At 55.5% G+C, this 20542-nt stretch carries 21 protein-coding genes; 19 read left to right on the forward strand and 2 right to left on the reverse strand.

Annotated elements, in window-relative coordinates:
* Window position 1 precedes the first annotated feature (1 nt).
* The 10 genes from queA (at window position 2) to mnhG (ending at window position 8575) form a co-directional block, all read left to right on the forward strand.
* Complete coding sequence (gene queA / locus ABC336_RS26570) at window positions 2-1048, forward strand: tRNA preQ1(34) S-adenosylmethionine ribosyltransferase-isomerase QueA (RefSeq protein WP_413241532.1); 1047 nt, start codon at window positions 2-4, stop codon at window positions 1046-1048.
* A gap of 18 nt (window positions 1049-1066) precedes the next feature.
* A complete protein-coding gene (gene tgt, locus ABC336_RS26575; RefSeq protein WP_413241533.1) occupies window positions 1067-2200 on the forward strand; it encodes a tRNA guanosine(34) transglycosylase Tgt in 1134 nt (377 codons plus the stop codon).
* Window positions 2201-2214: 14 nt separating this feature from the next.
* Window positions 2215-2520, forward strand: coding sequence for a preprotein translocase subunit YajC (gene yajC / locus ABC336_RS26580; protein WP_413241534.1), 306 nt, complete (start codon window positions 2215-2217; stop codon window positions 2518-2520).
* A 248-nt stretch (window positions 2521-2768) separates the two neighbouring features.
* Window positions 2769-5174 carry a Na+/H+ antiporter subunit A gene (locus ABC336_RS26585; protein WP_413242611.1) on the forward strand — a complete coding sequence of 802 codons (2406 nt, stop codon included), beginning with the start codon at window positions 2769-2771 and terminating at the stop codon, window positions 5172-5174.
* Between the two features lie 5 nt (window positions 5175-5179).
* Window positions 5180-5602, forward strand: coding sequence for a Na(+)/H(+) antiporter subunit B (locus tag ABC336_RS26590; protein WP_413242612.1), 423 nt, complete (start codon window positions 5180-5182; stop codon window positions 5600-5602).
* Window positions 5603-5604: 2 nt separating this feature from the next.
* Window positions 5605-5943, forward strand: a complete 339-nt coding sequence (locus ABC336_RS26595) for a Na(+)/H(+) antiporter subunit C (RefSeq protein WP_413241535.1) — start codon at window positions 5605-5607, stop codon at window positions 5941-5943.
* Entirely contained in the window at window positions 5936-7423 is a 1488-nt protein-coding gene (locus tag ABC336_RS26600) for a Na+/H+ antiporter subunit D (RefSeq protein ID WP_413242613.1), read from the forward strand. Before ABC336_RS26595 ends, ABC336_RS26600 begins: the two co-directional genes overlap by 8 nt.
* Window positions 7424-7429: 6 nt before the next feature.
* A complete protein-coding gene (locus ABC336_RS26605) occupies window positions 7430-7906 on the forward strand; it encodes a Na+/H+ antiporter subunit E (RefSeq protein ID WP_413241536.1) in 477 nt (158 codons plus the stop codon).
* 5 nt (window positions 7907-7911) lie between these two features.
* On the forward strand, window positions 7912-8208 hold the full coding sequence (locus ABC336_RS26610; RefSeq protein WP_413242614.1) for a Na(+)/H(+) antiporter subunit F1: 297 nt from the start codon (window positions 7912-7914) through the stop codon (window positions 8206-8208).
* Window positions 8180-8575, forward strand: a complete 396-nt coding sequence (gene mnhG / locus ABC336_RS26615) for a monovalent cation/H(+) antiporter subunit G (RefSeq protein WP_413241537.1) — start codon at window positions 8180-8182, stop codon at window positions 8573-8575. The genes ABC336_RS26610 and mnhG overlap by 29 nt, the downstream gene beginning before the upstream one ends.
* 83 nt (window positions 8576-8658) lie before the next feature.
* Here the strand turns inward: mnhG and ABC336_RS26620 are convergent, their stop codons facing one another.
* Window positions 8659-9054 carry a TIGR04086 family membrane protein gene (locus ABC336_RS26620; RefSeq protein WP_413241538.1) on the reverse strand — a complete coding sequence of 132 codons (396 nt, stop codon included), beginning with the start codon at window positions 9052-9054 and terminating at the stop codon, window positions 8659-8661.
* A 198-nt stretch (window positions 9055-9252) separates the two neighbouring features.
* On the opposite strand from ABC336_RS26620, the gene ABC336_RS26625 reads away from it, so the two are divergent.
* Together ABC336_RS26625 and ABC336_RS26630 are read left to right on the forward strand one after the other, a co-directional pair.
* The gene (locus tag ABC336_RS26625) at window positions 9253-10581 is read left to right on the forward strand and encodes an ArsB/NhaD family transporter (protein WP_413241539.1); all 1329 of its coding nucleotides are present in this window, start codon (window positions 9253-9255) and stop codon (window positions 10579-10581) included.
* Between the two features lie 124 nt (window positions 10582-10705).
* Complete coding sequence (locus ABC336_RS26630) at window positions 10706-11416, forward strand: YetF domain-containing protein (protein ID WP_413241540.1); 711 nt, start codon at window positions 10706-10708, stop codon at window positions 11414-11416.
* Between the two features lie 11 nt (window positions 11417-11427).
* Here the strand turns inward: ABC336_RS26630 and spoVB are convergent, their stop codons facing one another.
* Window positions 11428-12969 (reverse strand): stage V sporulation protein B, encoded by a 1542-nt coding sequence (spoVB, locus tag ABC336_RS26635; protein WP_413241541.1) that lies wholly within the window; start codon window positions 12967-12969, stop codon window positions 11428-11430.
* A gap of 187 nt (window positions 12970-13156) precedes the next feature.
* Here spoVB and ABC336_RS26640 point away from each other — a divergent pair, with 187 nt between their 5' ends.
* The 7 genes from ABC336_RS26640 to ABC336_RS26670 all read left to right on the forward strand — a co-directional run bounded on the left by ABC336_RS26640 (window position 13157) and on the right by ABC336_RS26670 (window position 20483).
* Complete coding sequence (locus ABC336_RS26640; protein ID WP_413242615.1) at window positions 13157-13399, forward strand: post-transcriptional regulator; 243 nt, start codon at window positions 13157-13159, stop codon at window positions 13397-13399.
* Window positions 13400-13498: 99 nt separating this feature from the next.
* A complete protein-coding gene (locus tag ABC336_RS26645; RefSeq protein WP_413241542.1) occupies window positions 13499-14419 on the forward strand; it encodes a cation diffusion facilitator family transporter in 921 nt (306 codons plus the stop codon).
* Between the two features lie 25 nt (window positions 14420-14444).
* On the forward strand, window positions 14445-16838 hold the full coding sequence (recJ, locus tag ABC336_RS26650; protein WP_413241543.1) for a single-stranded-DNA-specific exonuclease RecJ: 2394 nt from the start codon (window positions 14445-14447) through the stop codon (window positions 16836-16838).
* 23 nt (window positions 16839-16861) lie between these two features.
* Entirely contained in the window at window positions 16862-17374 is a 513-nt protein-coding gene (locus ABC336_RS26655) for an adenine phosphoribosyltransferase (protein ID WP_413241544.1), read from the forward strand.
* Window positions 17375-17585: 211 nt separating this feature from the next.
* Window positions 17586-19775, forward strand: a complete 2190-nt coding sequence (locus tag ABC336_RS26660; protein ID WP_413241545.1) for a RelA/SpoT family protein — start codon at window positions 17586-17588, stop codon at window positions 19773-19775.
* A gap of 17 nt (window positions 19776-19792) precedes the next feature.
* On the forward strand, window positions 19793-20239 hold the full coding sequence (gene dtd, locus ABC336_RS26665) for a D-aminoacyl-tRNA deacylase (protein WP_413241546.1): 447 nt from the start codon (window positions 19793-19795) through the stop codon (window positions 20237-20239).
* Between the two features lie 82 nt (window positions 20240-20321).
* The gene (locus ABC336_RS26670) at window positions 20322-20483 is read left to right on the forward strand and encodes a hypothetical protein (RefSeq protein WP_413241547.1); all 162 of its coding nucleotides are present in this window, start codon (window positions 20322-20324) and stop codon (window positions 20481-20483) included.
* Window positions 20484-20542: the final 59 nt, after the last annotated feature.

Raw genomic sequence — 20542 nt, forward strand, 5'->3', positions numbered from 1 at the left:
GATGAAGGTAGAAGCATTTGATTTTGAACTGCCCGAACGATTGATTGCCCAGACGCCGCTTGCGGACCGGACAGCATCCCGTCTGCTTACATTGGACAGCAGCACCGGCGAGATCGGCCACCGGATGTTCACCGACCTTGCTGACTATCTGCGTGAAGGCGACACGCTCGTCCTTAACAATACGAAGGTGATCCCGGCCAGGCTGATCGGTCAAAAGGCGGATACTGGCGCGCGCATCGAGCTGCTGCTGCTCAAACAGTTGACGGATGACCGGTGGGAAGCGCTGGCCAAGCCGGCCAAGCGGGTCAAGCCGGGAACCGAGCTGTGGTTTGGCGACGACGGCACCGGCCGTCCGCTGCTGCGGGCAATTGCCGAGTCAGCGGGAGATATGGGCTCGCGCACTGTAGTCTTTCATTACGAGGGGATCTTCTCAGAGCTGCTGGACCGGCTCGGCGAGATGCCGTTGCCGCCGTACATCGCGGCGAGACTGGAAGACAAGGAACGTTATCAGACGGTATTTGCCCGCCATGAAGGCTCGGCGGCGGCACCGACCGCAGGTCTTCATTTTACCGAGGCGTACCTGGAGCTCCTGCGGCAAAAGGGGGTGCAGCTGGCCTATATTACGCTGCATGTCGGATTAGGGACGTTTCGGCCGATGTCTGCAGAGGTGGTGGAGGAGCATGTCATGCATGCCGAGTATTACCAGCTCGACGAAGAGAACGCAGCCCTGCTGCAAGCCGCTCGCGAGCGGGGCGGCCGCATCGTAGCTGTCGGTACGACATCAGCACGTACCCTGGAGACGGTAGCTGCGCGCAGCGGCGACAGTCGGATCGTGCCCTGCAGCGGGTGGACGGATATTTTCATCTACCCCGGTTATACGTTTCGCCTGGTTGACGCGCTGCTTACGAACTTTCATCTGCCGAAGTCGACGCTGGTCATGCTGGTAAGCGCGCTGGCCGGCAGAGAGTCGATCCTTGCCGCTTATCGGGAAGCTGTCGAACGGGAGTACCGCTTCTTCAGCTTCGGCGATGCAATGTTCATATACTAGGAATGGAAGAGTGACAACGTGGCTATTAAATATGAATTGATCAAACAATGCAAACAATCGGGCGCCCGGCTCGGGCGGCTTCATACGCCCCATGGCGTAATCGAGACACCGGCGTTTATGCCCGTAGGCACCCAGGCGACAGTCAAGACGATGAGCCCGGAAGAGCTCAAATCGATGGACGCACAGATCATCTTGTCCAATACGTACCACCTTTTCCTGCGGCCGGGCCACAAGCTGGTCGAAAGGGCGGGCGGTCTGCACAAGTTCATGAATTGGGACCGCCCGATCCTGACTGACAGCGGCGGCTTTCAGGTGTTTAGTCTGAGCGAGATGCGCAAGATCAGCGAAGACGGGGTAGAGTTCCGTTCCCATCTTAACGGGGACAAGCTGTTCCTCTCGCCTGAAAAAGCGATGGAAATTCAACATTCGCTAGGCTCCGATATTATCATGGCGTTCGATGAATGCCCGCCTCCCGGCGCCGACCATGCCTATGCCAAACAGTCGCTCGAGAGGACGACTAGGTGGGCAGAGCGATGCCTGATTGCGCACCAGCGGACCAAGGAGCAGGCATTGTTCGGCATCGTCCAAGGCGGGATGTTCGCGGATCTGCGCAAGCAGAGCGCGCATGAGTTGACTTCCATGGATTTCCCGGGGTATGCTATTGGAGGACTAAGTGTGGGCGAGCCCAAGCCGGTAATGTATGACATGCTGGAGCAGACCGTACCGCTGCTTCCAAAGGGCAAGCCGAGATACCTGATGGGTGTCGGTTCTCCGGATGCGCTGCTTGAAGGCTCGATCCGCGGTATCGACATGTTCGATTGCGTGCTCCCGACCCGGATTGCCCGCAACGGTACTACTATGACGAGCGAAGGCAGACTTGTCGTGCGCAATGCCAAGTACGCCGAGGATTTTGCACCGCTCGATCCGGCTTGCAGCTGCTATACCTGCACCCACTATTCGAGGGCTTATATTCGTCACTTGATCAAGGCCGACGAGAGCTTTGGCATTCGGCTGACCACGATTCACAATCTGCATTTTTTACTGCAGCTCATGCGGGACGTACGACAGGCGATTGCAGATGACTGTTTGCTTGACTTTCGAGATGCTTTCTTCTTGAAGTACGGACTTGACCATAATGAGAAAGGCTTTTGAAAGGGGGGATATCGATGTTCATAGCTGCAGAAGCAGGCGGCGCGGGTCTTTTAATGTCGATTGCGCCGTTCATCCTTATGTTCGCCGTGTTCTATTTCTTATTGATCCGGCCGCAGCAGAAAAAACAAAAAGACCGCAACCTGATGCTCACCCAGTTGAAAAAGGGTGATAAAGTGACAACCATCGGCGGCTTGCATGGAACGATCCAGGAAATTACGGACGACATCGTCGTGCTTCGCGTCAACGATGCGACGAAGCTTACGTTTAACCGGGACTCCATCAACCAAGTGACGCAACCAAGCACGTCATTGACGGAGTAGGCATCTGAAACTGCACGGATGGCGCCTGCCAGACGTGCAGTTTTTTGGTTGTTTTTTATCTGTAGACGGACGTTTGACCAGTTTGTGAAAAATGAAACGTAAGGGCATGATTTACGTATAACGGATGAAGTGCTTTTTTCAGATCCAAGCATGCATATGGCATCCATATCTCGCTTCAGATTCGAAGACTAAGCGTTTCGTCCTCCGATTAGCTTGGGGACTCATTTTGGGGGTGTTGCTGCTTGTCTATGCTTCATGGTGTCATTTTACTTCCTTTTGCTGCGGCAGCTATCGTGCCGCTATTTTACAAGCTGTTCAGAAAGATTCACACGGGCTGGTTCGTATTGCCTGTACCGCTGCTTGCTTTTATTTATTTTCTCACCGTTATGCCAACTATCCGCGACGGCGAAGCCGTCCAGTCCACCGTTACCTGGATCCCGTCTCTTGGCATCGATATCTCAGCCTATCTGGATGGACTCGGGTTGCTGTTCTCCCTGCTGATCACCGGTATCGGCACCTTGGTCGTCATCTACTCCATTTATTATCTTTCCAAAGAAAAGGAAGCCATCCACCGGTTCTATATGTATCTGTTGCTCTTCATGGGAGCGATGCTGGGGGTAGTGCTGTCAGATAATCTGATCGTACTCTACGGCTTCTGGGAGTTGACGAGCCTGTCGTCATTCTTGCTGATCGCATTTTGGTATAACCGCGACCACTCGCGTTATGGAGCGCTGAAGTCCATGCTGATCACCGTCTTTGGCGGTTTTGCCATGTTGGCCGGCTTTATCCTGCTCTATACGATGACCGGTACGTTCAGCGTGCGTGAGATTATCGACCAGGCGGCAACCTTGCCAGCGTACGACTTGTTCGTGCCGGCCATGATCCTGGTGCTGCTGGGCGCATTCACCAAGTCCGCCCAATTCCCGTTTCATATCTGGCTGCCTGATGCGATGGAAGCTCCAACTCCAGTCAGCGCGTACCTGCACTCGGCTACGATGGTTAAAGCGGGTCTGTACATCGTCGCCAGATTCAGCTCGATCTTCGCCGGCGATGCGCTGTGGTTCTGGATCGTATCCTTGACGGGATTGATTACCCTGCTCTGGGGCTCGTACACAGCCGTTCGGCATACGGACCTGAAGGCCATACTTGCTTATTCGACGATCAGTCAGCTCGGCTTGATTATGTGTCTGCTCGGACTTGGCTCGGCATCGCTCTATACAGGCGGCGCAGAGACTGCGATCTATACGGCAGCGATCATGACGGCTGTCTTTCATCTGATCAACCATGCAACTTTCAAGGGCGCGTTGTTCATGGTCGTCGGGATCGTGGACCACGAGACCGGCACCCGGGATATTCGCAAGCTTGGCGGCTTGATGGCCTTCATGCCCGTAACGTTTACTTTTGCACTGATCGGCACGCTCTCGATGGCGGGGCTGCCGCCGTTCAACGGCTTTTTGAGCAAGGAGATGTTCTTCACGGCACTGCTGAAAGTGTCGCAGATGGACTTTTTTAATGTCCAGTATTGGGCAGTGCTTTTCCCGGTCGTAGCCTGGGTGGCAAGTGTGTTCACCTTTATCTACTGTCTGATCATCGTGTTCAAGACGTTCACCGGCCCGTTTCCCAAGGAAGAGCTGGGCGAGCCGCCCCACGAAGCCTCGCTCGGTCTGTTGCTGCCGCCGGGTATCCTGGCTGTGCTCGTCATCGTTTTCGGATTGTTCCCGAATCTGCTGACTTATTCGCTAATCGAGCCGGCGATGCGGGCGATCCTGCCGTCGCTGGATATTGTGGAAGTCAAGAAGATCAGTATGTGGCACGGTTTTAATGTCGAACTATTCATGACGATTGGCGTTGCATTGCTCGGTACGCTGCTTTACTTGACTATGAGACACTGGAAACGGCTTTATTCTTACTTTCCAGGCAATCTGTCATTCTCAAGAGTGTATGATTTTTTATTGAAAGGATCGCAGCGGTTTTCCCGCATAATTACCGATACGTATATGACGGGGTCGCTGCGGCATTACATGATTTATATTTTTGGCTTTCTCATCCTCGTAGCCGGTTATTTCCTGACGCGCATCAATCCATTCGAACGTCACGGCGAGATCGTATTTGCCGATATTTCGATCTACGAGCTCATCCTGACCATCGTCTTGATCCTGGCGGCGGTTGCTGTGCCGCTGGCCAAGTCCAGGATGGCTGCGATTGTCCTGGTCGGCGCAGTCGGCTATATGGTCACCCTTTTCTTCATCGTGTTCCGGGCGCCGGATCTGGCGCTCACGCAGATGATCGTGGAGACGGTCTCTGTGGCCTTATTCCTGTTATGCTTCTACCATCTGCCGAAGCTGCAGCGCGAGAAATCGTCCCGGGCGATGCGAACCTTCAAGATCATGATCTCGGGAGGGGTCGGCCTAGTCGTGACGCTGATCGCCCTGGCGGTATCCAACCATCAGCTGTTTGACTCGATATCCGATTATTTCGTCGAGGAAGCCTATGCTTCCGCCGGCGGCAAAAATATCGTCAATGTCATTCTCGTCGATTTCCGAGGCTTTGATACTTTTTTAGAGATTATGGTACTGGGCGCTGCGTCGCTGGCTATCTATGCTTTGATCAAAGTCCGTCACCGCTCTGACATGGAAGAAAGGAAGGAGCGCTGATTATGATGAAATCCAAGGATGTCATCCTGCAGACCACTTCGCAGGTAACTGTATTCATTATTATCACATTTTCCGGTTTCCTGTTCCTGGCAGGACACAACAATCCGGGCGGCGGGTTCATCGGCGGGCTGATGTCTGCCTCCGCATTGGTTCTGCTTGCCCTTGCTTACGATTTGAAGACGGTGCAGCAGGCGCTGCCGGTCAACTATCACTTTGTAACCGGAGCAGGAATGCTGATCGCTATCTTGTCCGGCATGGGGGCGTTTGTGTTCGATGCTCCGTTTCTGGCACAAGCCTATGGGTATTTTACTTTGCCGCTGCTAGGCAAAGTTGAGCTGGCGACGGCGATGATTTTTGATCTCGGCGTCTATCTGGCTGTCGTCGGCGTGACGATGACGATCATTATGTCCATCGGGGAGGATCGATAACGATGGAAATATTGATGTCTGTTACCACCGGTATACTATTCGCGATTGGCACCTATATGATTTTGTCCCGGAGCATGCTGCGCATTATTTTGGGCACCTCCTTGCTGACGCATGGCGTGCATTTGCTCCTGCTGACGATGTCCAGACTGAAGACAGGGGTGGCGCCGATCTGGAGCGAGGACATCGGTGCATATGTCGACCCGCTGCCGCAGGCGCTCATCCTGACCTCGATTGTTATCAATTTCGGGGTGACCGCGTTCTTTTTCGTACTGGCCTACAGATCCTACAAAGAGCTTCGCACAGACGACATGGAGCAGTTAAGGGGACAAGATGATGAGTAATCTGACTATATTGCCTTTGTTGATTCCGCTGCTGACAGGGACATTGCTCATCTTCCTGCGTCATCAGCGCAAGTGGACGCGCGCGCTCAGTCTGCTCAGCGCGATCTTGAATATCGGCGTATCCCTTTATATCGCCTCGTTGGTATACGACAAGGGAATCATGACGCTGAATATGGGGGGATGGGCACCCCCATACGGAATCGTATTCGTCGCAGATATGTTTGCCATGATCCTTGTCGTAACGACGGCTGTTATCGGCGCAGCTTGTCTGATCTATGCGTTCGTTACGGTGGAAGAAGAGAAGGAACGGCATTATTTTTATGTATTCTTCCAATTCCTGCTCGTCGGGGTGATCGGTTCGTTTCTCACCGGCGATATCTTTAATCTCTTTGTTTGTTTTGAAGTCATGCTGATCTCTTCCTATGCCTTGATCGTCCTGGGCGGCAAGAAGCGGCAGCTGCGCGAATCAGTCAAGTATCTGCTGATCAATATCGTTTCGTCTGCGATGTTCGTAACTGCAGTTGCGTACTTGTATGGAGTTACGGGGACGCTCAATATGGCGCATCTTTCGGTCCGTGTGGCGGAAGCGGGTCAGGGCGGTATGATGACGTTGATTGCGATATTGTTTTTATTTGTATTCGGGATGAAAGCCGGCTTGTTCTTGTTTTTCTGGCTTCCGGGCTCCTATATTGTACCGTCGCCAGTTGTTACGGCGTTGTTTGGGGCGCTGCTGACCAAGGTCGGCATCTACGCGATCATCCGCACGTTCACCCTGGTCTTTTATCACGATCCCGGGGTTACGCATACTTTCATCGGCATTCTCGCAGCGCTCACGATGCTGCTGGGCGTGATCGGGGCGTTGGCTTACCGGGATGTAAGCCGGATTCTCGTCTACAATATTGTTGCCGGTGTCGGCTTTATCATCTTCGGCCTGGCGGTGGCCAATCAAGCTTCCTTGGAAGGGGCGATCTACTATCTGACCCATGATATGGTCGCCAAGGCGCTGCTGTTCCTGCTCGGCGGCGTCATCGTGGCAGCTGCGGGAACCGACAAGCTGGCCAAAATGGGCGGAATGATCAAGGACTATCCGATGATCGGGTGGCTGTTCCTGCTGACGACGATGAGTCTTGTGGGCGTTCCCCCGCTCAGCGGCTTTATCGGCAAGCTGATGATTGTGCAGGGGGGACTGGAGTCCGGGTGGTACTGGACGACAGCGGTCAGTCTGCTTATGAGTCTGCTCGTCCTGTTATCCCTGATCAGAGTCTTCATGCTGGTATTCTGGAGCGAGGGCAGTCTGAACAGAGTCCGGCCCGAACATCCGCTCAAGCTGAATGCCGGTCATGTCATCCCGATTGTCGGTCTGAGCTTGCTCGTTGTGCTTATCGGTGTAGGCGCACAGTGGTTTTATCCTTATGTGTCCATGGCTGCCGAAGTGCTGATGCAACCCGATCTGTATATCGAAGCCGTGCTAAAGGAGTAGATCACGATGGCTTTTCAATTAATTATTAATCTGATCATCGCTTTTTTGTGGATGTTCCTGCATAATGAATGGACATTCTCCTTCTTTATCGTCGGCTTACTGGTCGGAGCGGGCTTCGTCTTTTTATTCCGCCGCTTCTTTGGCGGACGGTATTATCTGTACCGGGTATGGAAGTGCATCAAGCTGCTGCTGCTTTTCCTGAGGGAGCTGGTGCTCTCCAGCATCGTGGTCATCCGTCAGATTATCAAGCCGAAGCTGACGATCCGTCCCGGTATTTTTGCCTATAAGACCGAGCTAAGCAGCAATTGGGAGCTGACCGTATTGGCTTGTCTGCTCACGCTTACGCCCGGAACATTGATCCTTGAGGTATCCAAGGAACGTCAGACCTTGTACCTGCACGCAATGGATATGACGGATGAGGACAAATACGTCAAGCAGATTCGTGACATTTTTGAAAAAGCGATCCTGGAGGTGACTCGATAATGCTGTTGCTCGATGCGGCCTTATATATTGCACTGCTTATCTTGTCGATAGCCACTTTGACATGTCTCTTCAGGGTAATAAAGGGGCCTTCCATGCCGGACAGGGTCGTTGCATTGGATACCATCGGCATTAATCTGATCGGGATTGTGACGATTCTGTCCATCATGTATCGGACGCAAGCTTATCTGGAATTGATTCTGTTAATTGGCATATTGGCCTTTCTGAGTACAGTAGCTTTTTCGAAGTTCATCCAGAGAGGGGTGGTCATTGACCATGGTGAAGACAGCACAGATGATCGGTGAGCCGATCATTGCCATTCTCATCCTGATTGGCGCGGTGCTTAGCGCACTCAGTGCCTTTGGTCTGATCCGACTGCCCGATGTATACCTCCGCTCGCATGCGGCTACGAAAAGCGCCACACTGGGAGTATTGTGTGTACTCACCGGAGGTTTTCTGTACTTTATGTTATTTGAGCGGCTGATCAGCGCCAAGATGGTGCTGGGCATCGTCTTTGTCTTTATCACGGCACCTGTAGCCGGTCACCTGATCGAACGGGCAGCCTATATGTCCGGCGTGCCGATGTGGCAGAAAAGTGTACGGGACGATCTGAAGCTGGCGATCGCGGAAGAACGCAAAAACCAAGCTCACACGCAGAGTTCCCAGTCCTGACAGGTCTAACAACTGAATGACGCATACAAAAAATCGCTTCCGTATCATCGGAAGCGATTTTTATGAACGCCGGCCCCATACTATTATTGGCTGCGGGCATGGATACCGACCATACCTCCGATGCCGCCAGCGGCGAGGGCCAGGGCAAACAGCATCAGACTTTGCAGGCTAAGCGGCGCGTCCAGGGCAAGAAAGCCTGCGAGCAGCACGAGCAGACCATAGAAGCCTCCTAGCAAACTGCCGTGATACCAGCCTTTTTGCCCGGATCTTCGTCCGGCGACAAAGCCGCCGGCCAATGCGCAAATGCCATGGACGATAAGGGATAGCTGAGGCAGCGATTGTTCTTTCATGCTGCTGAAATGCAGCAGCAAGGAGAGCAGCAGCACACTGGCGGCCAGCCATATGGCAGCTATCATCAAGCCGGCCAGGAGCGGCGAGCCGATTTTCACCTTGGGTACATGCTTGATCGGATTCATCATGGTTTAACCTTCCTTTCGGGTGAAGTATGAGTGATGAGAACCGCCGCTTGACGGAGGCGGGCAATCGTTGTAGTACAGCATATGGTCAAGCTAGGCGATTTAGTACCGCTGGACTTTTTTTTGAACGCTTTAGTATAATATGGAGGGTTTTTGAACCCAAGCTTGTCCATGCATCCATGCACAGGAGGTACGCAGCTTATGGAATATACAACCACGGATCAGCTCCTAAGCGGAGGCTGGCATTGGGTTGCAGCCACAATCTTATTTGTTGTCGCCTACTTTGCCGGCATTACAGAGAAATTCGGCCGAGCGGCGGCAGCGCTAGGTGGCGCAGTGCTGCTCTTGATCCTCGGCATCGTGGAGGTTCGAGAGGCTCTTGCTTCTTATATCGTGTGGGACGCGCTGCTGCTCTTGGCGGGAATGATGCTGCTCACCGGACTGCTCGGCAGAACCGGGGTTTTCATGCAGACTGCCGTCCGCACGGTAGCCTTGGCGCAGGGCAGGCCTGTGCCGCTCCTTGCGCTGCTTATGCTGCTGGGGGCACTGCTGTCTGCATTTTTGGACCAGTTGGGTACAATATTGTTGCTGGTGCCGATTGCGCTCACTTCGGCCCATCTGCTTCGCATCTCTGCCTTTCCTTTCTTGGCGGGGATTATCGTGAGCAGCAATATCGGGGGTACAGCGACACTGGTTGGCAATGCGGCCAATATGCTGATCGGAACGTCAGCTGACTTGTCGTTTTTAGATTTTATCCGCCATCTGGGGCCGGTCCTGGTCGTCATCTTGCTCTTGACGATCGGTCTCTTCATCGTGATCTTCCGCAGCAGACTGAAGGTAACCCCCAAAGAACGGCAGCAATTGTTGAAGCAAGCCCGTGCAGCCGGGGAGAGCGATAAAAGCAATCGGTATCGCATTGCGGGCTGGATCGTGCTGCTGCTGGTTACGGCGGGATTCATGCTGCATGATTGGCTAAACGTGCCGCCGTACGCAGTGGCATGGGCCGGAGCTATCATCATGCTGGTCGCCGGGGCGGCCGCCCCCGGCATGCGGGGAGCGCTGCAGCTGGTGGAGTGGAACAAGCTGGCGTTTCTTGCAGGGCTTCTGGTTATCGTGGGTGGATTGGAGCAATCGGGCGTTATTCATCATCTGGCAGGCCTGGCGATGCAGATAACCGAAGGCGACGGGAAGACAGCAACCCAGCTGACTCTCTGGACCTCGGCTCTCGTATCTGCCGCGGCCGATCAGCTTCCTTATGTCGCTGCTGCAATCCCGCTTGTCGACGAGATGGGCAGCTATCTCGACGCTGGCTCCCCTTTGTGGACAGGAGCCTGGTGGTCTCTGGCGCTCGGGGCAGGACTGGGCGCCAACGCCACTTTGCTGGGCTCCTCATCGAGCATTGTCGCGGCAGGTATGGCGGCCAAAGAAGGCAAGCCGTTTTCATTTCTGCAATATTGCGCGCTTGGTTTGCCAGTCGCCGTGTTTTCCCTAACCATCGCATCATTTTATCTTTATTACTTTTACACGTAGCAAGCTGCCATTATTTCATCATCCTTAATCTGCATGCCGACAAGCAATGGCGGCTACACTACCCCTTACGTATGAGTTACCGCATGGACTGTACCGCGCGTAATCTTTCGAAGGGGTGGTTGTCGTGTCCGAGCTGGGGTTAATCTTGCTGCGTACCGTGCTGATCTACTTTGTAGTACTCCTGGTTATGCGCTTCATGGGCAAACGGGAAATCGGCAAATTATCAATATTTGATCTGGTGATCTCGGTTATGGTGGCCGAGATTGCAGTAATCGTCATAGAGGATACCAAAGTACCGATGCTGCACGGCATTCTGCCTATGGTGGCGCTGATGATCATCCAGGTTGTCCTGGCTTATGTCACACTAAAAAACCGCAAGCTCCGCCTGCTCTTCGACGGCAAGCCGAGCGTCATCATCGCCAAAGGCAAATTGAACCGGAAGACGATGGCAAAACAACGGTATAATCTGGACGATATGATGCTGCAACTGCGCGAGAACCAGATTTCTACGCTGTCAGATGTCGAATTTGCCATTCTGGAGACAAGCGGCAAGCTCTCGATCATTAAAAAAGATACCAATGACACCGACGATCGTTCGACGAAAGCAGATGCAGGAAAAAACGATATTTTTCCTCCCAAGTTCAGGTATGAGATTCTTCCGATCCCTCTGGTGATGGATGGCAAGGTGCAGGAAGAAAATCTAGCCAAGATCGAAAAGAACCGCTTTTGGTTGAAAAACCAATTGCGGCAGCATGGCGTTACAGACATGAAAGAAGTATTCCTGTGTACCATCGATCATAAAGGCAAACTGTTCGTCGATAAGGGGAAAACTTGAACATCCCGGCCTTAGCTCCGTACCAGGCGGCCAATCAGCGGCAGCCGCGACAGATCGTCCCGGTCGATAATGCCAAGCAGCACCATCAGCAGCAGATAGACGATCATGCCGGCGCATAGTACAGCCAGCAGATGCCACCAGTCGCCGCTCAAGAGGGGATGGGAGTAGGTATATTTGACAGCTGCTCCCATAATGATCATCGAAGCGCCGATCTTGACGAAATCCAGCATCTGGATGTGAAAGCCGATCAGCCTCAGCACGCTCCCCCAGTGAAGCAGAGTGACAATAACGATCTGAACACCCATTGCGATGAGCGCGCCATAGATGCCGAGCTCCGGTCTGGAGGCGAGCAGGGCAATGAGGGTGAGCTTGAGAGCGGCGCCGATCAATGTATTGCGCAGGGCGGTGCCGGGCTTGTCTAACGCCTGCAGAGCCGCTTGCAGCGGCGCCTGCATGTAGATGAAAAGTGCGACGGGAGCGATGATCTGCAGCATGGGCGCGATCTCGGCATGATCATACAGCACACTGCAGATGGGGCCGGCTAACATGGCCATGACTACAACAAAGGGCGCGCCGCTGACGAGCGCCAGCCGCATCGATTGGTGGATCCGTTTGCGGATCGTTGCGGTATCCCCGCGGGCAGCCGCATCCGAGAGCGAGGGCACCAGAGAAGCGGAGAGTGAATAGGTAAGTGCCGTCGGCAGCAGGACGATCGGGAGGATCATCCCTTGAAGCGCACCATATTGGGCGGTAGCCGCACCAGTGGCGATACCCGCAACGGCCAGCGCGCGCACAGTCAGGATGGACTCGAACAAATAGGACAGCGATCCTGTCATCTTGCTGAGCGTGACTGGCAGGGACCAGCCCACGAGTCTTCTGAGGAGTGGTTCTTGCAGCTGGGCGCTCGCAGTTTGGCGGCGTTTTTTTTCTCTGGCCAGCTGTACGAGCAGCACGAGCAATCCGCAGCATTCACCGATCACAGCGCCGATCATGGCGCCGGCAGCCGCCCACTCCAGACCGCGCGGCAGCAGCAGTTGAGCGAAGAATAACACGAATACGATTCGCAGTAAGGTCTCGACCACCTGAGACAGCGCACTGGGAATCATGTTCTGTTTGCCTTGAAAATAACCTCTGCAGACCGAAGACACTGCCGCAACCAACAGCATCGGCGTCATGAAGAGGAAGGGGTAATAAACTCGCTCATCAGTCAGGACCCGGGTTGTGATCCATGGCGCCAGCGCTACAGTCATCGCAGTAAAGACAACCGCCAAAACAAGCGTCAGGCTCATGGCGGTACGAAAAATATGCCGGACACGTCTTTCATCGCCCTGGGATTCCGCTTCGGCGACCCATTTGGCTACGGCCAGCGGGATTCCGCCGGTAATCACCGTCAGCATGACGATTAGAAACGGATATCCGAGCTGATACAGGCCCACGCCTTCGGCGCCGATGATGCGCGGCAGCGCTATCCGGGGGATGAAGCCGAGGATGCGATTGATGATGCCGGCTGCCAGGAGGATCATGGCTCCTTTGATAAAGGTCTGTTTTGTCACGGCTACTCCCTCGACTTTCCTAGACAGGCTCTTATCCCAGCTTATGCGCGGCATGTCCTGTTCGATGCTCATAAATTTTGACCAGCAGGAATCTGCGGCAGGCATGGCGAAATAACAACAATGGATTTCGTCTTCATAAAGATGTGCATCACTTCGTGATCAGAAGTGGAGAGGGAAGGGGATGCGGATGGATGAGAAGGAGCTGAACGAAGCGATAGAAGCGTTGTGCCGGAGCAAAGCGGAAGAGTTCCGGATGATCGGTTATGAACATGTGACGGCCGAAGAGATCTGGCAATGTGTAAGCAGCGGTTATAGATCGGGAACCGCACCGCCGCTTCACAAAATCGTAAACGATATTCTCACATTGAAGGTCACTAGCTTCATGAATTATATGACGATCAGCGCTTTTAAGGGGACTGCCTTTCAGTAGGACAGTTCTTTTTTTTGACGGGATTTTGGGGCATCGTTATAATAGGACTGATAAGCTTTGGTGAACCGGGCGAGCAGACATACTGAAGGGGTGGTCGAGATGGTGGCAAAGCCGCGTTATGCGGAAGCCGAAGCAGCTGCGACGACAGGGCTGGCCGGCAATTCCGTGTTGGCGCTGTTCAAGGGAGCCGCGGGGATTCTGGCCGGCAGTCCCGCATTGCTGGCTGATGCAGTGAGATCGGCGGCGGAGGCTGCAGCATGTTTTGCTGCAGCGGTCGGCTTGCGCAAAGGCCGGCAATTGCCGTCGCACAGCTCGGATAAAAAAACGGTGCAGCGGTCGCAGAGCCGGATCGAGACTGCCTCTGGTGTTATCATATCGGTACTTCTACTATTGCTAGGCCTGGAGATCGCGATCCAGACCTTTCGTGCAGTGATGCTCGGGGTGGACGCGGCGCCGCACTGGGCGGCAATCGCAGTCATCCTCGTGTCGATGATTGTGCAACAGCTGGCGATCCCCAGCAAAAGCCGCCGTACCGATCTGCTGGCCTCGGCGGTGGCGCTGGTCGGCATTGCAGGTGCATTGTGCGGGGAAGTATTTGCCATGCCCATGCTTTATTATTTGGATCCGGCCGCAGCTTTCATCATAGCGATCATCGTCCTGATGAGCGGTTACCGGCTGATTAGCGGGCTGGTGCTGCAGGGGCACAAGCTGTCGCTGCAGGAGGAGGATGCCGAGGAACTGATGCAGACGGTCCAGCGGATCGAAGGCGTCATCACGGTCGAGGATCTCAAGGCGTGGGAACAGGGACATTACGTAGCGGTTGAGCTCAGGATCAGCGTCAATCCGCGGATCAGTGTATTAGAGGGACAAGAAATTGCCAAGCGGGTACGCGAGCTGCTGCTCAAACGGTTTATTCATATCAGCGATGTCTATATTTCAGTCGATCCTTACGATCCGGGCTATCCCTACAAGTCCAATCACGACCCGAATCAGGAGTCGATGCCGACATTGCTGCAGTAACTTTAGACAGAGGTGATATCAGGACGTGATTCATGCACAGACGAGATGGGTGCTGCCTGCGGAGCACGAACAAGACGAGAGGCTCGCAAGGGAGCTGACAGAGGAGCTTCAGCTGCCCCCGCTCGTGGCCAGATTGCTCATACAGCGGGGGATCCGCGATATTCAGAGCGCCGGTACCTTCTTATACGGAGGTGCTGATGATCTGTACGATCCATATCTGCTGGCAGGGATGAGAGAGGCGGTCCGTATGATTCGCCAGGCCGGCGACAGCGGACGCAAGCTCAGGATATACGGCGATTATGATGCCGACGGCGTGAGTAGCACATCACTAATGATCCATTTGTTCTCTGCGCTCGGCTATGACTTTGACTATTACATACCGGACAGGAAGCTGGAAGGGTATGGGCTACATGAGGAAGCGATCCGCAAGGCGAAAGAGGCCGGCGTCGATCTGATGGTGACGGTCGATACCGGCATCAGTGCTGTGAAACAGATCGCATTTGCCCATTCGCTCGGCCTGGAGATCGTCGTGACCGATCATCATGAGCCGCCCGCAGAGCTGCCGGAGGCCGCTGCCATCATCAATCCCAAGCTGCCGGCCTGCGGTTACCCGTTCAAAGGGCTGGCAGGCGTAGGGGTGGCCTTCAAACTGGCTACCGCGCTGCTGGAGCGGCCGCCGCTGGAGTGGACGGAGCTGGTGGCGCTCGGAACGGTAGCCGATCTGATGCCGCTGCAGGACGAGAACCGTATCCTGGTGCGGGATGGCTTGCGGCGGATGGCGGAAGGAGGCAGTACCGGGTTCCGGGCGTTGGCCGAGGTCAGCGGCATTGATCTGCGTCACGCTACATCGACCCAGATTGCCTTCGGGATGGCGCCGCGCATCAACGCCAGCGGCAGGCTCGCGCATGCGGATACTGCCGTCCGGCTGCTGACAACGACGGACAGCAGCGAAGCGTCGGCAGCTGCCTATCAGCTGGATCGGCTCAACAAGGAGCGACAGCAGCTGGTGGAACAGATGACCATGGAAGCAGAGCAGCTATGGGAAGAGCGGTGCAGGACTGCGCTCGCGTCCGATCAGCCTCCCCCTTCCGTCATCGTCCTGGCGGCCGAGAGCTGGAATGTCGGCGTGATCGGCATCGTAGCATCCAAGCTGCTCGAGTGGCATTACCGTCCGACGGTGATCCTCGGTATCGATGCCGAGAGCGGGATGTGCAAAGGTTCGGCCCGATCGATCGACGGCTACGACCTTCATGCCGCTCTGACGGCATGCGCCGAGCTGTTGGATCACTACGGCGGCCATCAGGCGGCGGCAGGCATGAGTCTGCACCGGGACCGCCTGCCGGAGCTGGAGCGTCAGCTGTCCGCACTGGCCGACCAGTGGCTTAGCGAGGAGGACTGGATCCGCAGCACCTTGATCGACGCGAGCTGCCCGCTGGCGGAAGCCAGTCTGGAGATGATCGACAAGCTGTCGCTGCTGGAGCCCTATGGCAACGGCAATCCGGCGCCGAAGCTGCTGCTGCCGGAAGTCGAGATCGGTGAACGGCGGACGATGGGCAAAGAAGGCAGGCATCTGAAGCTGGGCTTGCGGTGCGGACGCTCGCAGCTGGAGGCGGTCTGTTTCGGCAAAGGCGGCTTGGCCGAACTGCTGACCGACGAAGCCAAAGCGGACATCGTAGGCGAGTTGTCTGTAAATGAATGGAAAGGCAACCGTCGACCTCAGCTGATGCTGAGCGATCTGCGGGTCAAGCACGCCCAGCTGCTGGACCTGCGGGGGACGGGGCAGAGCGCCGAGACGAAGCTGCGCGAGCGTCTAAGCGGCAAACGGGTAGCAGTTGCTCTCCGCTCCGCCGGTCGCGCGGCCTTGGCCGAAAGTGCTGCCGCTGTGCAAGGACTGCCGGCGTCGGCTGTTCTGCTCATCGATTACGACGCGTTGCCGCAGCATCTCGATGCCCAGGTGCTGGTGCTCGCTGATGCTCCGCCCTCGGCAGCGGAGGTGGCGCAGCTGCTGCAGGCGGGACGCGGACTCGAATGGGTCGCGGCTTGTTACGATACTGCCGGCTGGCAGGCGCCGGGCGCCTTTCCCGAGCGGCCGCATTTTATCGACGTCTATCAGCGATTGCGCCGGATGCCAGACCGCGAACGTATCGTCTCTGAGCTGCCGGAGCGGCTGGCAGCGGCTACCGGGTGGCCGACGGACCGCTGCCTGATGATGATCGATGTGTTTATCGAGCTGGGCTTCCTTATCGCCGAGGGGGATCGGATCAACGTCCATCCCGCGCCGGGCAAGCGTGAGCTGTCGAGCTCGCGCATCTACCAAGAGGCTGCAGGAAAGGCGCAGCTGGATGCGATACTGAGCGCGCCGGCGCCGCGACTGGCGGCTTGGATCGCAGACCAAACCATCGCAGATCGGCCATATTAACCAAACCAAAGGAGACAACAACCATGAATTACAAAGAATATATCCGGGTCATCCCCGATTATCCGCAGCCAGGCATCCGCTTCAAGGATATCACGACGCTGCTCAAGGATGCCGCTGCCTACAAATCGGCCATCCAAAGCCTCAAAGAGCAGGTCGGAGAACTGCCGATCGATCTGATCGCCGGTCCCGAGGCCCGCGGTTTCGTCATCGGCGCCCCGCTGGCGCTGGAGCTCGGCGTAGGCTTCGTGCCGATCCGCAAAAGCGGCAAGCTGCCTGGCGAGACAGTGGAAGCGGGATACGATCTGGAGTACGGCAAGGACAAGCTTGCACTCCACAAGGATGCCATCGCCCCGGGGCAGCGGGTGCTGATCGCCGATGACCTGTTGGCGACCGGGGGGACGATCGCCACGACGATTAATCTGATCGAGCAGCTTGGCGGCGTCGTCGTCGGGGCCGCTTTTCTGATCGAGCTCAGCTATTTGCCGGGCCGTGACAAGCTTGGCGAGACGCCCGTCTTCTCCCTGGTGACGTATTAGTTTCATTGATTTGCCCCATGGCCGCGCCCGTTTCGCACGCTTCAAGCGCCTTGCGAGACGGGCGTTTCTTCGGCGATCGGTAAAGGTACGGTTGACGATTGCATAGCATTACAGGCATAATATTATAAAAATCGGAAAAGTGCAGGAGCAGGAGTCGCAGATCGAGGTTCAGGCCTCTCTTAGGAGACTCTTTTTCGGAAAGGGACGTTTCATGGGCATTGAGCAGTTACTCGAAAAGGCATCGGCCTATCTGAAAGAGCATGAATTACAAAGCATCCGGGAAGCCTACGATTTTGCTGAACAAGCCCATCACGGCCAAGTGCGGAAATCAGGGGAACCCTATATTCTTCATCCGGTTGCGGTTGCAGACTTGATCGTCAATATGCGCATGGATGTTATCTCGATCATCGCTGCTCTGCTGCACGATGTGGTAGAGGATACGACCGTCGCCTTGGAGGAAGTGCGGTCCCGTTTCGGCGAGACATGCGCGATGCTGGTCGACGGGCTGACGAAGCTGGAGAAGATCCGCTTCCGTTCGAAAGAAGAGCAGCAAAATGAAAATTATCGCAAAATGTTCGTCGCGATGGCTCAGGATATCCGGGTCATCCTGATCAAGCTGGCCGACAGGCTGCATAATATGCGTACGCTGAAGTTCCAGTCGGAAGAATCGCAGCGTCGGATCGCATATGAGACGCTGGAGATTTTTTGTCCGATCGCTCACCGTCTCGGGATGTCGGCGATCAAGTGGGAGATGGAGGATATCGCGCTGCGGTATCTCAATCCGCAGCAATATTACCGTATCGCCAACCTGATGAAGAAGAAACGGACGGAACGGGAGCAGTATATCTCCGACGTGGTAGGGAATATCACCGAGAAGCTGGAGGAGATGGGGATCAGCGGGGATATCTCCGGACGGCCCAAGCATATCTATAGCATTTACAAGAAAATGACGGACAAGAACAAGCAGTTCAACGAAATCTATGACCTGCTCGCGATCCGCATCATCGTCGACAATATCAAGGATTGTTATGCGACATTAGGCATCATTCATACCCTTTGGCGGCCGATGCCCGGCCGATTCAAGGACTATATTGCCATGCCCAAGGCCAATATGTACCAGTCGCTGCATACGACGGTCATTGGTCCCAATGGCGAGCCGACCGAGGTGCAGATCCGGACATGGGAGATGCATCGGACGAGCGAGTACGGGATCGCCGCCCACTGGACATATAAGGAAGGCACCCTCGCGCCAGAAGCCGGATTCGGGGACAAGGTATCCTGGTTCCGAGAGATTCTGGAGCTTCAGGACGAGACGAGCGATGCCGCGGAGTTTATGGAGTCGCTCAAGATGGATTTCTTCTCCGACTTGGTATTCGTCTTTTCGCCCAAAGGGGAAGTGTTCGAGCTGCCGGCGGGCTCGGTCCCGCTCGATTTTGCCTACCGCGTCCATACCGAAGTAGGCAACCGGACGATCGGCGCCAAGGTGAACGGCCGAATCGTGCCGCTCGATTACAAGCTGAAGACCGGCGATATCGTGGAGATCTTGACCTCCAAGCATTCCTACGGTCCAAGCCAGGATTGGGTCAAGATTGCTCAATCCTCCCATGCCCGCAGCAAGATCAAGCAGTGGTTCAAGAAAGAACGGCGCGAGGAGAATGTCGCCAAAGGCCGCGAGCTGCTCGAGCGCGAGCTGAAGCGGCTCGGGCTCGAGCCTTCCGAATGGATGGCGGACAGCAAGCTGCAGGAGGTCGCTGAGAAATTCACCTTCAACGATCTCGAAGATATGCTCTCGGCAATCGGTTTTGGCGGCATCACCGCAGCCCAGATCTGCACCCGTCTGACGGAGAAGCTCCGCAAGGAGAACGAAGAAGCCGGCCAGATCGAGTTGACTTCAGAGGTCAAGGAAGTGAAGACGGGAGGCTCATCCGAGAGGAAGAGCCGGCCGACGCACGGCGTACGCGTCAAGGGCGTGGACAATGTACTGGTGCGCTTCGCCCGCTGTTGCAATCCGGTGCCGGGCGATGCGATCATCGGTTATATCACACGGGGCCGCGGCGTCTCCGTCCACCGTCAGGATTGTCCCAACGTTCAAGCCGGAGAAGAACTCAGCGATGAAGCAGCCCGCGTGATCGAGGTGGAGTGGGAGCAGTCCGTCGAGGCCAATTACAGCGTGGATATCGAGATTACCGGTCATGATCGCCGGGGGCTGCTCAATGAGGTGCTGCAATCGGTCTCGGAGAGCAAGACGAACATCGCGGCCGTATCCGGCCGTTCGGATAAGAATAAGCTGGCGATGATCCATATGACCATCCTGATCCGCAATATCGAGCACCTGCATGCGGTGGTCGAGAAGATCAAGCGGGTCAAGGATGTCTACTCGGTGCAGCGGATCATGCAGTAGGAAACGGAGGAGGTTGCGTGCGTGTCGTAGTGCAGCGCAGCAAGAGCGCTGCCGTCCGGGTGGACGGACATGTGGTCGGTGAGATTGCTCAAGGCATGGTGCTGCTCGTCGGCATCACTCATGAGGATTCGGAGACGGATGTCGATTGGCTGGCAGCGAAGTTGGCTGGTCTCCGGTTGTTCGACGATGCCGAGGGACGGATGAATCTGTCGATCTCTGAAGTCGGCGGAGACGTGCTGTCGATCTCGCAGTTCACCTTGTACGGCGATTGCCGCAAGGGCCGTCGCCCCAATTATATGGCGGCTGCCAGACCCGAGCAGGCTGAGCAATTGTACAAGCAGTTCAACGAGGCCCTTGAGCGTCACGGGCTGCGGGTAGAGACGGGAGTCTTTGGTGCGATGATGGATGTCAGCCTGGTGAACTGGGGCCCCGTCACCCTGCTGCTGGACAGTAAAGATCGCTAGCAAGGAAGGATAAGGAGGTCATTCTCTGCACACACTAGCAGCAATCAAGCTTGCTGCTTGCTGCCAATGAGGAGGTGCAGAGATGCGGCTTAGCGAGAAATCGCAGTGCGGGAGAGCCAGTGTATGGCAGTTGCTGTCGCATGACCGTCGCGCGACGTCCGAGATGCTGCGGCTTGAAGGAGAGGTCTCGCACCGCCGGGAGGAGCCGGAGCTGCGCAGACCGGTCACCTTGAGAGCCCGTTAGGTCTGACACTCGGTTATGAAAAGGGGATGAGAAACGCTTACGTTTTTGTAATCTTTCTG

The organism is Paenibacillus jepli (genome assembly GCF_047238105.1).
In the GTDB taxonomy this organism is placed as follows: domain Bacteria; phylum Bacillota; class Bacilli; order Paenibacillales; family Paenibacillaceae; genus Paenibacillus_D.

Excerpts from the sequence above, each read along its gene's own strand:
- ABC336_RS26585 (WP_413242611.1), top strand. The coding sequence starts at position 2,769 with ATGCTTCATGGTGTCATTTTACTTCCTTTTGCTGCGGCAGCTATCGTG.
- ABC336_RS26590 (WP_413242612.1), top strand. The coding sequence starts at position 5,180 with ATGAAATCCAAGGATGTCATCCTGCAGACCACTTCGCAGGTAACTGTA.
- ABC336_RS26660 (WP_413241545.1), top strand. The coding sequence starts at position 17,586 with ATGGGCATTGAGCAGTTACTCGAAAAGGCATCGGCCTATCTGAAAGAG.
- ABC336_RS26625 (WP_413241539.1), top strand. The coding sequence starts at position 9,253 with ATGGAATATACAACCACGGATCAGCTCCTAAGCGGAGGCTGGCATTGG.
- ABC336_RS26620 (WP_413241538.1), bottom strand. The coding sequence starts at position 9,054 with ATGATGAATCCGATCAAGCATGTACCCAAGGTGAAAATCGGCTCGCCG.
- queA (WP_413241532.1), top strand. The coding sequence starts at position 2 with ATGAAGGTAGAAGCATTTGATTTTGAACTGCCCGAACGATTGATTGCC.
- ABC336_RS26640 (WP_413242615.1), top strand. The coding sequence starts at position 13,157 with ATGGATGAGAAGGAGCTGAACGAAGCGATAGAAGCGTTGTGCCGGAGC.
- ABC336_RS26670 (WP_413241547.1), top strand. The coding sequence starts at position 20,322 with ATGCGGCTTAGCGAGAAATCGCAGTGCGGGAGAGCCAGTGTATGGCAG.
- mnhG (WP_413241537.1), top strand. The coding sequence starts at position 8,180 with ATGGTGAAGACAGCACAGATGATCGGTGAGCCGATCATTGCCATTCTC.
- ABC336_RS26600 (WP_413242613.1), top strand. The coding sequence starts at position 5,936 with ATGAGTAATCTGACTATATTGCCTTTGTTGATTCCGCTGCTGACAGGG.
- ABC336_RS26595 (WP_413241535.1), top strand. The coding sequence starts at position 5,605 with ATGGAAATATTGATGTCTGTTACCACCGGTATACTATTCGCGATTGGC.
- ABC336_RS26645 (WP_413241542.1), top strand. The coding sequence starts at position 13,499 with ATGGTGGCAAAGCCGCGTTATGCGGAAGCCGAAGCAGCTGCGACGACA.
- ABC336_RS26605 (WP_413241536.1), top strand. The coding sequence starts at position 7,430 with ATGGCTTTTCAATTAATTATTAATCTGATCATCGCTTTTTTGTGGATG.
- ABC336_RS26655 (WP_413241544.1), top strand. The coding sequence starts at position 16,862 with ATGAATTACAAAGAATATATCCGGGTCATCCCCGATTATCCGCAGCCA.
- yajC (WP_413241534.1), top strand. The coding sequence starts at position 2,215 with ATGTTCATAGCTGCAGAAGCAGGCGGCGCGGGTCTTTTAATGTCGATT.